A 15,782-nucleotide genomic window follows, 5' to 3' on the forward strand; every position below is an offset into this window, starting at 1 on the left:
CTGGACGACCTGGTCGGCTTCTTCGTCAACACGCTGGTACTGCGCACCGACACCTCGGGCGACCCGGCCTTCTCGGAGCTGCTCCACCGGGTCCGGGAGACCCAACTCGACGCCCACGCCCACCAGGACGTGCCGTTCGAGCGGCTGGTCGAGGAGCTCAACCCGGCCCGCTCACTGGCCCGCCACCCGCTCTTCCAGGTGATGCTGCTGCTCCAGGGCGGGGGCGGGACCGGCGCGCCGGGCCACGGCGAGACGCCGCTCGACCTGGCCGGCCTGGCGGCCACCGTCGAACCGGTCGGCGGGTGCGTCGCCAAGTTCGACCTCTCCATCGCCATGGGCGAATCCTTCGACACCGACGGCGCACCCGCCGGACTGGAGTGCGCGATCGACTTCGCCACCGATCTGTTCGACCGGGAGACCGTCGAGTCCATCGCGGCCCGGTGGGGCCGCCTGCTGACGGCGGTGGCCGCCCGCCCCGATCGGCCGATCGGCCGGGTCGACCTGCTCTCCGCCGCCGAACACGCGGAACCCCTCGCCCGTGGCGAAGACTTGCCGGTGGACGTTCCGCTGCTGCCCGCAGCCTTCGAGGCCCAGGCGGCCCGCACCCCGGACGCGACCGCCCTGGTCGCCGGGGACATCCGGCTCAGCTGGGCCGAGCTGAACGCCCGCGCCAACCGCCTCGCCCACCGCCTGACAGCCGCGGGTGCCGGCCCGGACTCGGTGGTCGCCCTGGCCCTGCCGCGCTCCGCGGAGACCGTGATCGCCCTGCTCGCCGTCCTCAAGGCCGGCGCCGCCTCGCTCCCGCTGGACGCCGAGTATCCGGCCGACCGGACCGCCGCCATGCTGGCCGACGCCGCTCCGGCGCTGGCCGTGACCGGCGACGGCTGGCCACGACCCGAACTGCTCGCCGGCCTGCCCCTCCTGTCGGTGACGGCGCCGGTGACGGCGACGGCGACGGCGACGGCGGACGAGACGTACCGCCCCGAAGAGGGGGAACGCGCCGTAACGTCGGCCCCCCGTCCCGCCGCCGACAACCCACCGCCCCGCGCCTCCGCCTCCGACGCCGCCTACGTGATCTACACCTCCGGCTCCACCGGCCGCCCCAAGGGTGTGGTGGTGAGCCACGGTTCGATCGCGGCACTGCTCGCCTCACACCGCTCCGCGACCGGGCCGATCGGCGCGACCGAGCGCCTGTACGGCCGCCGGCGCGTCGCGCTGACCGCCTCGCTCTGCTTCGACGCCTCCTGGGACGGCCTGCTCTGGCTGATCGCCGGCCACGAACTGCACCTGATCGGCGACGAGGTCCGCCGTGACGCCGCCGCGCTCGTCCGGCACATCCGGACGCAGTCCATCGACGTCCTGGAGGTCACCCCCTCCTACGGGGAACAGCTCATCGAAGAAGGCCTGTTGGACGGCCCCGCGTCGCCGGGTACTGCGCGTGTGGTGCTCCTCGGCGGCGAGGCGGTCGGACAGGCGCTGTGGAACCGGCTGCGCGAGGCACCCGCGATCACCGCACACAACCTCTACGGCCCCACCGAGTCCACCGTCGACGCACTCACCCAGCCGTTCGCCGCCACCGAGCGCACCGCCCTCGGCCGCACCGTCCTCGGCAGCCGGGCCTATGTGCTCGACGAGTACCTGAACCCCGTGCCGCCCGGCGTGCCCGGCGAGCTGTATCTGGCCGGCGCCGGCCTGGCCCGCGGCTACCTGGGCCGCCCGGCGCTGACCGCCGAGCGTTTCGTGGCCGACCCGTTCGCGCCGGGGGAGCGGATGTACCGTACCGGCGACCTGGTCCGCCGCACCCGGGACGGCGGCCTCGACTGCCTGGGCCGCACCGACCACCAGGTCAAGATCCGCGGCTTCCGGATCGAACCCGGCGAGATCGAGCACGTGCTGACGCGCCACCCGCGGGTCCGCGCCGCCACCGTGACGGTCCACGAGGACGGCACCGCCGGTCCCCGGCTGGTCGCCCACGTCGTGGTGGACGGTCCGCTCGACCAAGCGGAACTACGCGCCTTCGCCGCCGAATCGCTGCCCGGCTACATGGTCCCGTCGGCGATCGTCCCGCTCGACGCGCTGCCCCTGACCGCCAGCGGGAAGGTCGACCGGCGCGCTCTCCCCGCCCCCGGCTTCCTCTCCTCGCCCACCGGCCGTGCGCCCCGGACGCCGCACGAGGAGCTGCTCTGCGGCCTCTTCGCCGAGATCCTCGGCGTCCCGGGCCCCGTCTCCATCGACGACGGCTTCTTCGACCTCGGCGGCCATTCCCTCCTCGCGATGAGGCTGCTCGGCCGAATCCGTACCGCGGTCGGCGCCGACCTCGGCATGCGGGCGCTCTTCGAAGCCCCCACGGTGGCCGCCCTGGCCCGTCGCCTCACCAGGGACGTCGACCAGGACGGGGACCGGGACCGGGACCGGGACCGGGACCTGGACCGGGACGCGGGCGGCGCGTCGGCCGCCGACGCGCTGGACGTCCTCCTTCCGCTGCGCCCCGGCGGTACCGGCGCCCCGCTGTTCTGCGTCCACCCCGCCGCGGGCATCAGCTGGGTCTACTCCGGGCTGCTGCGCCACCTCCACCCGGAGCGTCCGGTCCACGGCCTCCAGGCGCGCGGTCTGCGCGGGGGCTCCCCGTCCTCCGTCACCGAGATGGCCGAGGACTACGTACAGCAGATCCGCGCGGTGCAGCCGCAGGGGCCGTACCACCTGCTCGGCTGGTCCTTCGGCGGGGTGGTCGCCCAGGCGATGGCCGTCACCCTCCAGGCGGCGGGCCAGGAGGTCGCCCTGCTCGCCCTCCTCGACGGCCTGCCCGCCGACCCCGCCCGCTACGCGGCCGGCGACGCCTCCTCCCCCGACGAACCGGTCGACACCCTTGCCGAGCTGCTCGCCTCGCTCGGCTACGACCCGGCCGACGGACGCGGCCAGGCCGATCTCACCGCACTCCTCGGAGAAGCCGCCGGCGTCCTGCCCGACGTCTTCGAGCAGCACCGCAAGCTGATGGCCGAACACGTACCGGACCTCTACCGGGGCGACGCCGTCTTCTTCGGCGCCACGCTCGGCAAGCCCGCCGACTGGCCCTACGGGGCGGCCTGGCTCCCGTACGTCGACGGCCGCGTCGAGGAGCACCACATCACCTGCACGCACGGCGCCATGACGCAGCCGGAGCCCCTCGCACGGATCGCCGCCGTGCTCGCCGAGAAGCTTGGAGCGTGACCCGCAAATGACCACAGCCTCCGTGAAGCCGCCGTTCCCGCCGTCGCCCCCGACGCAGGACGCGCCGCGCAAGAGCCGCTGGGGCCTTTGGGCGCAGGGCGATTTCCGCAAGCTCTGGATCGGTGAGACCACCAGCGGTCTCGGCACCGCCGTCGGCAACGTCGCCCTCGCCCTGGTGGCCGTCGTCACCCTGGAGGCTTCGCCGTTCATGGTCGGCCTGCTGACCGCGTCCGCCTGGGTGCCGTGGCTCTTCCTCGGCCTGCTGGCCGGCGCCTGGGTGGACCGCTGGCCGCGGCTGAAGGTGATGCTGGTCTGCGACCTCCTCCTGCTGTTGCTGTTCGGCAGTGTGCCGGTGGCCGGCTGGCTGGGACTGCTGACCATGGCCCAGCTGGTGGTGGTGGCGCTGCTGGCCGGCGCGGTCAAGGTGTTCCTGTCCACCGCGTTCAGCGCCGTGCTGCCCGCGCTGGTCGCCAAGCCGGACCTGCTGGAGGCCAACGTCAAACTGCGCTCCGGGGACGCGGCGGCGGAGATCGCCGGCCCCGGTCTGGCCGGCCTGCTCTCCCAGGCGTTCGGCGCGGTCAGCGGCCTGCTCGCCGACGCGGTCACCTACCTGGTGGCGGCGGTCTGCGTGGGCACCATCCGGGCCGAGGAGAAGCCGCCGTCGGTCGCCGAACGGCGCGGGATCCTGCGCGAGATAGGCGAAGGCGTCCGTTTCCTGGTGCACGACCCGTACCTGCGCACGCTGGCGAGCTTCGCGGCCGTCGGCAACCTCGGGCTCAACGGCATCCAGGCGGTGCAGACCGTCTTCCTGATCCGCAGCGTGGGGGTGACGCCCGGTGGCGTCGGGGCGGTGTTCGCGGTGGTGTCGATCGGCGGCCTGGCCGGGGCGGCGCTCGCCGGACGGATCGCCCGCCGGTTCGGCACGGCGCGCGGACTGCTGCTCTGTGAGCTGGTGGGGGCGCCGTTCATCCTCCTGCTGCCGATGGCCGGGGAACAACTGCCGCTGGCGGTGAGCGCGGTGGCCTGGTCGGTCGCGGTGTGCGGCGTGGTCGCCGGGAACGTCATCGCCGGCAGTTTCTACCAGGCGTACTGCCCGCCCGCGATGATCGGCCGGATCCGGGCCAGCGCCTCGACCGTCAACTTCAGCGCCATTCCGGTGGGCGCCCTGCTCGGCGGCTGGCTGGGCGAGGTGCTCGGCGCCCGCACCACGCTCTGGATCATGGCGAGCGTGCTGCTCTCGGCCGGTGTGGTGCTGCTGGCCGGTCCGCTGCGCGGCCTGCGGAGCTTCCCCGAGCGCCCCGCGACGTCCTGATCACCCCTCCCGGCCGTCCGATTCGCCTTGCCCCCACCCCGCCCTCGCCCTCTCGCCGCCCCCACCCGGCCTCACCCTCCCCTCGCCCTCACTTTCCGGAGCCTCCCATGACCCGTACCGCCCGTCGGCGCCGCTTCCTGATGTGCCGGCCGACCCACTTCGAGGTCAGCTACGCGATCAACCCCTGGATGGACCCGGCCAAGCCGGTCGACACCGCCCTCGCCGTCGCCCAGTGGGAGCGGCTGTACGAGCTGTACGTCGCGCTCGGCCACCGCGTCGACCTGATCGACCCGCTGCCGGGCCTGCCCGACATGGTCTACGCGGCGAACGGGGCCACCGTCGTCGACGGCAAGGTGCTCGGCGCCCGGTTCCGCAACGCCGAACGCGCCGCAGAGGGGCCCGCCTACCTGGAGTGGTTTCGGGCGGCCGGCTTCACCACCCACGAACCGGTCCACGTCAACGAGGGCGAGGGCGACCTGCTGCTGACGGGCGGCTACCTGCTCGCCGGGCGCGGCTTCCGCAGCGTTTCCGCCGGTCACGAGGAGGCGCAGGAGTTCCTCGGCCGTCCGGTGATCGGCCTGGACCTCGTCGACCCGCGCTTCTACCACCTCGACACCGCGCTCAGCGTGCTCGACGTCGACCAGATCATGTACTACCCCGGCGCGTTCTCGGCGGGCAGCAGGGCGGTGCTGCGGCGGCTGTTCCCGGACGCGGTGTTGGCGGAGGAGGCGGACGCGGAGGTGTTCGGGCTCAACCTGATGAGCGACGGCCTGAACGTGGTGCTGCCGGAGGCGGCGACCGGGGCGGCGGCCAGGTTGCGCGAACGCGGCTTCCGGCCGATCGGGATGGACCTCTCCGAGCTGTTCAAGGGCGGCGGCAGCGTGAAGTGCTGCACCTTGGAGATCCGCGAGGCGGCTTGAGCCGCACCGGACGAACACCCCGCGGGGCGCCGGTCGACGCCCGCTCGCTGCCGCTCAACGGCCCGATCAACGAAGCCGGTCGACGCACGGTGCTCGTGCGTTGATCGGCGGTTGAACGCGCCTTGCCATGCTCGTCCCATCAGCCCGGAGCACTCCGGGAGGTCCCGGAAAACCCCTTCCCACCAGGGAAGACGTCCTAGGGAGCAGTCATGGCGAAGCACTCGAACACCCTTGGTGCCGCTCGGATCCGCCTGGCCGTCGCGGGCCTCGGTCTCGGCGCAGTGATCGCCCTCGGCGCGGCCGGCGCGGCGCTGGCCGACGACACCGGCGGCGCCGGACACGGCGGGGGCGTCAGCACCTCCCAGACCACCACCGTGCCGGCCCCGACCCCCACCCCGACCGACGACAAGGACTGGAACAGCACCGGCTCCTGAGCCGCACCGATGGGCGGCAGGACGAGCAGAACCGTTTCTCCAAGGCCGCCGCACCCGCCTCCACCTCTCAGGGGTCGATCAGCGCCAACGCCGGCTCCTTCAGCAGCCCGGCCACCTCGGCCGCCTCCGGAAGCCCCAGACGGCAGAAGATCTCGTACGCCTGCCGCAAACGCGCCCCCGCCTCGCCCCCGCGGCCGAGGTCCGCCAGCGCGCGGCCCAGCACCAGCAGCGCCTGCGCCTGGTCCCGTTCGGCCCCCAGCTCCTCGCAGAGCACCAGTGCCTGCCCGGCGTGGTCGAGCGCCTCGTCGGCCCGGCCGAGCGAGCGCAGACTGTCCGCCAGCCGGTAGCGCGCGTGCGCGGCCCGGTCCCGCAGACCGGCCCCCGTGGCCACCGCCAGACACTCCCGGAACCAGGTCACCGCCTCCTCGTGCCGCCCGAGCCCGTGCAGCGCCTGGCCCAGTACGTACAGGGTGTAAGCCCGCCCGGGGTCGTCCTGCCGGGTCCGCAGTTCGGCGAGCACCTCGTGACAGATCTCCACCGCCTCCTCCGCCCGCCCGCTGCGCACCCGTGCCAGCGCGGCGTTCACGGTCGTCACCAGTGCGCCGGATCGGTGTCCCAGCGCGTTGGCCAGCAGCAGTGCCTGGTCGTAGTGGTCCACCGCCTCGTCGAAGCGGCTGAGGAACTGGCAGATCAGGCCGAGGTCGTTGAGTGCCTGGCGGAGGATCACCGTGTCGCCGGCGGACCGCGCCGCGTCCACCGCCTGGCGTGCCGCCGCCTCGGCCGCGTCGAGCCGGGTCGCCGCCAGGGCGACGTTCCCGCGCAGGAAGTGCGCGCGTCCGGCGGCCCGGACGTCGCCGTGCCGCACCGCCGCCTCGGCCAGCGCGTCGGCGGTGGTGGCGAGCTGTCGGCTCGGCGGGGTGAGCACGAACGGGGTGAGCGCGATCAGCAGATCGATCGCGGCCCGCAGCGCGGTCCCCTGCACGCGGTCCGGCGGCAGCGCGTCGCCCGCCGTGCCGTCCGCCGTGCCGCCCGCAGTTCCGTCCGCCGTGGCCGCTCCCGCGTCCGCGGCGACCTGGGCCGCCAGCGCCACCGCGCCCGCACGCTCCGCCGCCGTCCACTCCCGGGCGGCGTCCCATCCCGACAGCGCCACACCGGGGGAGCGGGCCGGCCCCAGGGCACCGGCCGCCGGATCACCCGGCACGGCGTGCTGGAAGGCGGCGCAGGCCGTGGCCAGCAGGTGATCCAGCAGGCGGTCGCGAGCCGCCACCGCCTCCCCGTTCTCCGCCATGCTGCCGACCGCCGCAAGGGAGCCGGCCCCGCCTCCCCCCTCCACCGGACGCCGCCGGGCGAAGGCCCGCAGCAGGTCGTGGTACCGGTAGCGCCCCGGAAACGGCGACTCCACCATCGCCACGTCCACCAGCGCCTCCAGCAGGTCCTCGGCGTCGTAGTCGTCGAGGTCGAGCAGGGCCGCGGCGGCCGGCAGCCCGATGTCCGGCCCGTCCACCGAGGCGACCAGCCGGAACGCCCGCGCCTGGTCGGCGGTCAGCTGGCGGTAGCTCAGTTCGAAGGCCGCCGCCACGGCGAGGTCGCCGATCCGCAGCTCGTCGATCCTCCGCCGCTCCACCTGGAGCCGGCGGCTGAGGGTCTCCACCGTCCATCCCGGCCGGGCCGCGAGCCGGGCGGCCACGATCCGGACGGCCAGCGGCAGGTACCCGCAGGCCACCACCAGCTCCAGCGCCGCCTCCCGTTCGGCGGTCAGCCGCTCCGCGCCGATGGTGCGGCCGAGCAGGTCCAGCGCCTCGGACGGCAGGAACACGTCCAGGTCGACCTGGACGGTGGCCGGCAGCCCGGCCGGCCGGGTGCGTCCGGTGGTGAGGACCGCGCACCCGACCGCCCCCGGGAGCAGCGGCCGGATCTGCGCCGCGTCCTTGGCGTTGTCGAGCACCAGCAGCAGCCGCCGCCCGTCCACCACGGACCGGAACAGTGCCGAGCGCGCGTCCAGTCCGTCCGGCACCGCGTCGCCGGGCACCCCGAGGGCCACCAGGAAGCCGCTGAGCACCGCCTCCGGATCGGCCGGCACCGGGTCGGAGCCGCGCAGGTCCACGTACAGCTGGCCGTCCGGGTAGGTTTCCCGGACGCGGTGTGCCACGTGCAGCGCCAGCGCCGTCTTGCCGACCCCGCCCATACCGACCACCGTGGCGATCACCAGCGCCTGCGCCGACGGCGTGCCGAGTACCTCGTCCAGCACCCGGACCGGAGCCGTTCGCCCGGTGAAGTCGGCGGCGTCCGGCGGCAGCTGGGCCGGCCGCGGCGGTGTGGCGGCCGGCCGGACGGCGGCCTCCCGCTGGTCCCTCTGCTCGCGCCGGCCCGGTTCGGCCGCCCGGGAACCGGCAGCGTCCTCGGAGTGGTCGACGCCGGCGGCGTTCCGGGCCGCCTCCGTCTCCCTCCCGGGCTCCGCCGAAAGCCCCGTCCCCGGCCCCGTCCGTGCCCCTGCCCCGGCTCCTGCACTCTGTCCCGAGTCCGTGGCCGGAGCGGCCAGAGCCGGATCGACTTCCAGGATCCTCCGGTGCAGCTGCTCCAGCTCCGCCCCGGGGGCGACGCCCAACTCCGCGAGGAACAACTGTCGCACCCCGCGGTACACCGCCAGGGCGTCCGCCTGCCGCCCGGCCTGGTACAGCGCCCGCATCAGCAGCCCGTACGCCCGCTCGTGCAGCGGGTGCTCGGTGGTGAGCGCGGTCAGCTCGGGTATGCAGCGTGAGTGGCGGCCGAGCGTCAGATCCAGCCCGATCCGCTCCTCCAGGAGGGTCAGCCGCAGTTCGTCCAGCCGTTGCCGGTGCCGTTCCGCGAACGGTCCGGGGATGCCGGCCAGCGGCTCTCCCTCCCACAGCTCCAACGCCTGGTTGAGCAGGTCGCGGGCGCGCAGCGGATCGGTTCGCGCGGTGCGCTCCGCCTCGGCGGCCAGAGCCTCCGCCTCCGCCGCGTCCACGGCGAGCTTCGGCAGGACCAGCCGGTAGCCGTCCCCCATCGACACCAGCACACTCGAGGCGGGCCGTTCGGCCCCCGCCCCCGGACCCGCCCCGGCCTCTTCTTCGCTCTTTCCGGCCGCGTCCAACACCTTGCGCCATCGCCACGCATAGGTACGCACCGTGGTCATCGCCGCGGTCGGCGGCTCTTCACCCCACAGCGCGGCGATGAGATCGGTGGCGCTCGCCGAGTGCCCCGGCCGGAGCAGGAGGACGGCCAGCATCGCCTGCTGCTGCGGGCTGCCCATCTTGAGCGCGGTGGCGCCCCGGTGAGCCCGCATCAGACCGAGTAAGGAGAAACGGAGATTGCCCAAGTTCTGCCCCCAGCCCCCAGAACACAGTGCCCGCCCCCGCTCGGCGCCCATGTCTCAATTTGTGTCACCTTTTAACCACAGCGTCGCACCCGGTGTCGAGAGCCTGTTGAGCCTGTGGTGATCAGGTGTTGAACCCTGCCGTACAGAATCGCCGTGCCGCGGGCACGCCGGAGAAGGTCCGGCACCGCCCGCCCGCCCCCTCGGCCGCCGGTGGCGCCGGGCCTGACCATACATTCGGAGGCGGACGTCCGTGAACACCTCACTGCTGTACCGGCTGCTCGACGCGGACCCGGCCGCCGGGCCGGCCGAACTGCTCCACCGTGCCCGGGCCCGCCGCCACCTGCCCCACCTGGTGCTCTCCGCCCTGGTCCGGGACGGCGTCCGGATGGGCGAGCCGGCCCGTGCCGAACTCCGCCGCGCCCGCGACCGCGTCGCCCACTACGCCCGCCTGGCCTCCGACCTCGCCTGTTCCACCGGTGTCCGCGCCATCCGCGGCCTCCCGCTCGCCGGCTACTACCCGGACGGCCTGCTCCGGCCGCTGGACACCCTCGACCTCGTCGCCCCCGACGAGGCGGCCCTGTGGCAGGCCGTCGTCCGTCTGGTCACCGACCACCCGGTCGAGCACATCGACGTCTCACTGCTCGGCGACCACCCCCACCACACCGCCGTCACGATCCGGTGGCCGGCCGAGGACCCGCTGGTCGACCCCTGGTACCGCGTCCATCTCACCACCGCCGCCCTGCCCGGCGACGGCTCGGCGGTCCCCGTCCGGCCGTACCTGGTCGCCGACGGGCACGTCGAGTGCCTCATCGCCCTGGCCGAGTCCCGCCTCCACCGGCCCGCCCTGCCCCCGGGCCCCGTCACCCTCCTCGACGTCGCCTGCCTCACCCACCAGCCCTTCGAGCCCGCCGAGACCGCCGCCGTCCTCGCCGCCTACCGCCTGGCACCCGAGGCCGCGACCCTCCTCGACCACGCCGCCGACCTGCTCCCGCTCGGCCCCCTCGCCGCCGTTCGCGCCGAACTCGCCCCCGAGCTCGCCCCCGAACACCGTCGCCGCACCGAGGCCACCACCCGACGGCTCCCCACCCGCCACGGCACCCTCCTGCGCCGCACCGTCATCCGCCACACCTGGGACGAGGCCCGACTCCTCACCCCCGCCCCCGACACCCGCCTCCTCCTCACCCCCGTCGCCGACTACCTCCTCACCCCGGCCCGCGCGACCCCCACCACCCGCACCGCCGCCCTCCAGGCCCTCCACCACTGGGACACCCTTCGCTGACGCGGAGGAACTCCGTGTGCGAGGACGGTCCCGGTCGGGGTTCTGTGAGGCGCGGTTCGTCCGGTCAGGGCCAGGCTCCCGCGAAGTCGATCCGCTCGACCCACTCCGGGTGGTCTATCAGGGGGTTGCGATTGCCCTGCACCTTGGCAATCGCCGCGTTGCGGTGCAGTTCGTACTCGCCCACCGGATGGTCCCGGTCCCAGTGCAGCAGCAGGTCAAGACGGTCCCGCTGGAGCTCGCGCGCCTCGTCGCCGATGACTCCGGGGTAGCGGAGCAGGAAGTAGAGCGTTGCCCTGGCGACCGGTCCCTTGCCCGCCGACGGCTCGAACCTCGAAGGTTCCCGGCGCCCGCAGGAGGGCCGGATGACCTCGTCGAAGTCCGCGAAGTCGAAGTAGGGGATGTTTCCGCGGAAGCTGTTGCACGCCGACTCGCAGGCGAAGAGATGATGCAGGTCCCCGCGCATCGGCTCCTTCTCGGCGAACCAGGACTGGGGCACGACGTGTTCGCAGTTGAAGGGCAGCGAGGCCTCCAGGAGTTCGAGTTCGGCGACGAGCGCCTCCGGACCGGGCGCGCTTTCGCGGGACATGAACTCCTGCCAGCGTTCGGTTCGGGCGGCCTCCACCGCCGCGTCGGCCTCCATGAGCTCCTGCGGGGTGAAACCCGCGCCCGAGTAGATGCCGCGGAGCTTCTCGTCGGGGTGCAGGTCCACCCAGGGATAGAGCAGCCGCATCGGCTTGTAGGACGGCCGGCGCGCGTGCGTGGACTCGAGGTGCCGGGTGAGCGCGTTGCGCAGGGCTGTGGGGTTGTCGGTGGGAATGCCCGCGTAGTAAGCGTCGCGCGCGATCCGGTCCGCGGCCTCGTCGTAGTAGGGGCGCCCCCTGAAGGCGGCGAGGCTGACCAGGGCGGCCGCGAGGTCCCTCTCCGCGGACGGCCGGCCGTCGAGACGTCCGATCCCGGCCGGCGACGGGCCGTAGGAGACCGTGGCCGGGCGGGGCGCCGAGGGTCCCGCCGACGGGGTCTCGGCCGGGGGCTGAGGGGCGCCGGTGTCGAGGCTGACGCTGATGTGCAGCGGGACGGTCCAGTGCATGGCCCCCGTCGGGCCGGGTTGCCCGGTCGTCCGGTTCATCGTGGAGCTCTGAGAGCCGGCGCCATTCGTCCTGCCCGCCAGGTCCGTCGGCGAGACCTCCACGGGGTGGAGGGATGAGCCGGCCTCGAACAGCTCCGCGCGGAGTGCTGCGGCGGCGCCGGACAGCGGGAACTGCCGGATCACTCCGAGGATGCGGCTGACCCGCGCGCCCTCGTTGGCCTTCCAGTCGATCCGGTGCTCACCCATGCCCGGATCCCACAGGGACCCGTCGACGGTGAGGATGCGGCCGTCACGGTCCTTGCGGGGAGCACCCGCGTGGTGCAGGGCCACGACCTCCCACTGGTCGTTGAACACCGGAGCTCCTGAGGAGCCGCGTGCCGTGTCGGCCGCGTAGTGCACGAAGTCGTCCAACACGTCCACGATCTTGTTCTCGCGGAGGGCAAGCTGCTTGGGCTCGCCGTTGGGGTGCTGGATGATGTTGACGAGCTCCCCGATGACCGCCTTGCCCTGGGCGTCCTTGAGCGGAAGCCTTCCGAAGGCTGTCAGCGGCTGACCGTCCCGGGAGCGCTCGCGGACCGCGACCACGGTGAAATCGAGTGCGCGATGGGTGAGGAAGAACGTCTGCGGATCGAGCTGGAACACGACCGGTACGAGCGGCTGCCCGCCCGCGCCCGACTGGAAGTTGAACTCGACGACCCCGGCCGCCGCCTCTTCGGCGGACTCCAGCACATGGTTGTTCGTCACCAGCAGCGAGCGGGACACCAGGAATCCGGTTCCGTGGTGGGATGACCGTGCGCTGCGAACGGTCACCCGGCCGACCGAGCGAGCGGCGAGGCAACCGGCTTCGAGGAAGTCGACTCCGATGAGGTCGTTGCGGCCCATGAGCCGCTCGAGCCCGAGCAGATCCGTGCTGACCAGCTCGCCGTCCAGGTCCAGGCTGGTTCCGACGGTGGCTGTAGCCGGTGTCTGCTCCATCGCCGCGGCCATGGCCCAGTCGGCACCCATGCGCTCCAGCCTGCTGGCGACCCGTTCCCGGGTGTCGGCGTACAGGACGCCGTGCTGCTGGAGAGCCTCCTGGTGGCCGCCGCGCTCCGCTGTCCGGGCCGCGTAACGCCGGCTTGCGGCATCCACTTGTTCGAGGAATTCTGTGCTGACCTGTGACGATTGCTCCACGGTCATCTCGGCTCGCCTCCTCGGCGGCACGATTCACTGCCAGGTGTCCGTTTTCTCCCCCTTTCAGTATGGGCGCAGGTTCTGGGCGCCGCTCAGCTGAACAGAAGGGCGGACCGGAGTCGTTGTCGGGTCAATCTTTGAACGGTTTCCTACTTGCCCTGCAGGGCGGCGGCCCCTCGCACCGGGCCACGTGATCTCGGCGACCATTCCGGGCCGGAGGCGGTACGCGCGCCCCGGTCCGCCGGGGCGCGCGTGAAGCGGTCAGACGATGCCTTCTGCGATCTCGGCCTGTTCGCGGGCGTTGCCGTACGCCGACGGGGTTCCGTACGAGCGCCGGGCGGCGTACCACCAGGCGCTGGCCAGGGCCAGCACCACCACCAGGGCGATCACCGCGTAGTTCATCGAGTCGATGGTGACCGGCGACTTCTGCGGCAGGCAGAACAGGACCGTGACGACGGCCACCCAGACGACGGCGATCCATCCGATCGGCTTGCTCCAGCGGCCCAGGCTCCACGGGCCGGGCTGGAACCGGTTGCCCGCGCGCAGGCGCAGGTAGATCGGGATGGCGTAGGCCGGCGTGATGCCGATGACGTTGATGGCGGTCACGGCCCCGTAGGCGGTGGCGGAGTAGAGCGACGGCAGTGCCAGCACGGCGGCGACGGCGACGGCGAGCCAGACGGCCGGTACCGGCGTCTGCGTACGGCTGCTGACCTTGCGCCACAGGGCGGAACCGGGGAGCGCGTTGTCGCGGCTGAAGGCGAAAACCATCCGGCTCGCGGCGGCGACCTCGGCGTTGCCGCAGAACAGCTGCGCGACGATCACGACGAGGAGCAGGGCGGTGGCGCCTCCGGAGCCCAGGGCGTCGAGGAAGATCTGGGCCGGCGGGACACCGGTGGCGCTGCCCTGGACGGCCGCGTAGTCCTGGATGGCGAAGGTGAGGCCCGCGAGCAGCGCGAAGCCGGCGATCCAGGACACCCAGATGGCCCGGACGATGCCCTTGGCGGCGGAGACCGAGGCGTTGGAGGTCTCCTCCGAGAGGTGCGCGGAGGCGTCGTACCCGGAGAAGGTGTACTGGGCGAGCAGCAGGCCGACCGCCGCCACGTAGAACGGGTTGGCCCAGCCGGTGTCGTTGACGAACTCGGTGAAGACGAACGAGGGCGACTGGTGGTGGTCGGGGACGATGGCCAGGGCGCCGACGATCAGGGCGACGCCGGCCAGGTGCCACCAGACGCTGATGGAGTTGAGCACGCTGACGAGGCGGACGCCGAAGAGGTTGAGCACGGCGTGCAGCAGCAGGATGCACAGGAAGATCAGGAAGGTCGAGCCGGGGGTCGGCACGAAGCCGAACTGGAGGTTGAGGAAAGCGCCGGTGAACAGGGCGGCGCCGTAGTCGATCCCGGCGATGGCACCGAGCAGGCCGAGCAGGTTGAGCCAGCCCGTGTACCAGCCCCAGCGGCGTCCCCCGAGCCGGTCGGCCATGTAGTAGAGCGCCCCCGAGGTGGGATAGGCGCTGGTCACCTCGGCCAGGGCGAGACCCACGCACAGGACGAAGAGGCCGACGCCGACCCAGCCCCACAGCATCACGGCCGGACCGCCGGTGCCCAGGCCGAAGCCGTACAGGGTCATGCAGCCGGACAGGACGGATATGACCGAGAAGCTGATGGCGAAGTTGCCGAAGCCGCCCATCCGGCGGGCGAGGACCGGCTGGTAGCCGAGCTCCCTGAGTCGTTCCTCCTCGTCCTGCCGGGGTGGGGCCTTGCTGTCCTGGCGGACGGTCGGCGCGATGCGGGACATGGCGAGTTACCTCCGGGGGTTCGTGAAGCACGGGGACGGGGAGCGGGGTGGGCGCGGGAGTGGAGTGCGGGGGCGTACGGGCTTCGGCGCACCGGGCACGGGCGGCATCGGGACGTCGGGGCTCCGGCGCGGGGACCGCCGGAGAGCGGAGCTCAGTCCCGGCCGGCCAGGCTGCGGGATCTGGCCCGCAGGAAGACCTCCGCGGCCAGTTCCTGGTCGGCGGGGTCGCGGGTGCGGTAGGCCCACGGCAGGGGGGTCCAGTACCGGTCGATCGTGTCGAAGACCTGGGCCGCCTCGCCGAACCGGTTGGCTCCCCAGAGGGCGTGGGCGAGATGGTTGAGATCGAGCGGGGAGGCGCGGCGCAGGTCGGCGTACCGGAACCAGGTGTCCAGGGCGTGGCCGGCGTCACGGACGGCGTCCTCGGCGACCCAGTGGAGGTCGAGCGCCTTCTCCTGGCCGCGCTCGCGGCGGTAGCGTTCTATGCTCAGGTAGAGCGGCAGGACGTGGACGGCGGATCCGGCCGGAGCGGAACCGGCGGCCCAGTACACGAAGTTGGCGGCTTCGGTCAGTGGTCCCGGCGTACCTGCGCACACGAACTGGAGCATCCGGTGGTACGCCTCGCGGTTGTGCGGGTCGCGCTTGTCGGCCTGAGCGAGCATGCCCCAGGGGCCGGGGGGCAGCATCACGCCCGGCGGCGGGAGCCGGTGCTCGTCCATCGAACGGTGTTCGTCGAGGAGGGCGAGGGCGAGCAGGCAGACCCAGGGCACGGGGTCGGCCGGGCTGAGCTCGGCGGCGTCCCGGCAGGCGGCCCACGCCTCCTGCCACAGCTCGCGCGTGCGGGGGTGCCGTGCACGGTGGGCTCGGACGGCCCGTTCGACGACGACACGGGTGTGCATGACGGATGCGGCGACGCTATGGGGTTCCTCGGCCCGCCACGCCTGGACCACGTCCGATCCGGCGGCGACCGCGGCGAGCACCTGGGTGCGCTGGGTCCACAGCCCCCAGCCGTCCGTCCGGTCCAGCAAGTGCGCCATCGACAGCCAGCGGCCGGTGCGCAGGTCCTGCACGGCGACGCGTAAGTCGTTGTCGTGGCCGGCGGGGTGGTAGACGGGCCGGAGGTCGCCGCCCGCCATCACCTCGCCCCGGTCGGCGGATGGTCGGGACGGGCGCGTCTTGCGGTGGTCGTGGTCATCGGTCCTCGCATCGCATGGCCTTCGCCCTGGTGATCGGCGATCACTA

General features: G+C 73.2%; 9 protein-coding genes. 5 read left to right on the plus strand and 4 right to left on the minus strand.

What is annotated here, in order from left to right; genetic code table 11:
* From ACWGIF_RS13300 to ACWGIF_RS13315, 4 genes are all read left to right on the plus strand, one after another.
* A partial coding sequence (locus ACWGIF_RS13300) for a non-ribosomal peptide synthetase (RefSeq protein ID WP_453495564.1) occupies positions 1–3,207 on the plus strand: 3,207 nt, incomplete at its 5' end.
* Between the two features lie 7 nt (positions 3,208–3,214).
* Complete coding sequence (locus tag ACWGIF_RS13305) at positions 3,215–4,519, plus strand: MFS transporter (protein WP_453495567.1); 1,305 nt, start codon at positions 3,215–3,217, stop codon at positions 4,517–4,519.
* A gap of 107 nt (positions 4,520–4,626) precedes the next feature.
* On the plus strand, positions 4,627–5,439 hold the full coding sequence (ddaH, locus tag ACWGIF_RS13310) for a dimethylargininase (protein WP_453495570.1): 813 nt from the start codon (positions 4,627–4,629) through the stop codon (positions 5,437–5,439).
* 209 nt (positions 5,440–5,648) lie between these two features.
* The gene (locus ACWGIF_RS13315) at positions 5,649–5,873 is read left to right on the plus strand and encodes a hypothetical protein (protein WP_453495573.1); all 225 of its coding nucleotides are present in this window, start codon (positions 5,649–5,651) and stop codon (positions 5,871–5,873) included.
* 67 nt (positions 5,874–5,940) lie between these two features.
* On the opposite strand, the gene ACWGIF_RS13320 is transcribed toward ACWGIF_RS13315, so the two are convergent.
* Positions 5,941–9,177: an AfsR/SARP family transcriptional regulator gene (locus tag ACWGIF_RS13320; RefSeq protein WP_453495576.1), complete on the minus strand. Its 3,237-nt coding sequence runs from the start codon at positions 9,175–9,177 to the stop codon at positions 5,941–5,943.
* Between the two features lie 283 nt (positions 9,178–9,460).
* Here ACWGIF_RS13320 and ACWGIF_RS13325 point away from each other — a divergent pair, with 283 nt between their 5' ends.
* Positions 9,461–10,489 carry a hypothetical protein gene (locus tag ACWGIF_RS13325; RefSeq protein WP_453495579.1) on the plus strand — a complete coding sequence of 343 codons (1,029 nt, stop codon included), beginning with the start codon at positions 9,461–9,463 and terminating at the stop codon, positions 10,487–10,489.
* Positions 10,490–10,553: 64 nt separating this feature from the next.
* Here the strand turns inward: ACWGIF_RS13325 and ACWGIF_RS13330 are convergent, their stop codons facing one another.
* From ACWGIF_RS13330 to ACWGIF_RS13340, 3 genes are all read right to left on the minus strand, one after another.
* Complete coding sequence (locus ACWGIF_RS13330; RefSeq protein WP_453495582.1) at positions 10,554–12,755, minus strand: endonuclease; 2,202 nt, start codon at positions 12,753–12,755, stop codon at positions 10,554–10,556.
* A 255-nt stretch (positions 12,756–13,010) separates the two neighbouring features.
* The gene (locus tag ACWGIF_RS13335) at positions 13,011–14,543 is read right to left on the minus strand and encodes an amino acid permease (RefSeq protein ID WP_453495585.1); all 1,533 of its coding nucleotides are present in this window, start codon (positions 14,541–14,543) and stop codon (positions 13,011–13,013) included.
* 152 nt (positions 14,544–14,695) lie between these two features.
* On the minus strand, positions 14,696–15,676 hold the full coding sequence (locus ACWGIF_RS13340; protein WP_453495587.1) for a hypothetical protein: 981 nt from the start codon (positions 15,674–15,676) through the stop codon (positions 14,696–14,698).
* Positions 15,677–15,782 lie beyond the last annotated feature (106 nt).

This window comes from Streptomyces sp. NPDC054849 (assembly GCF_053610945.1).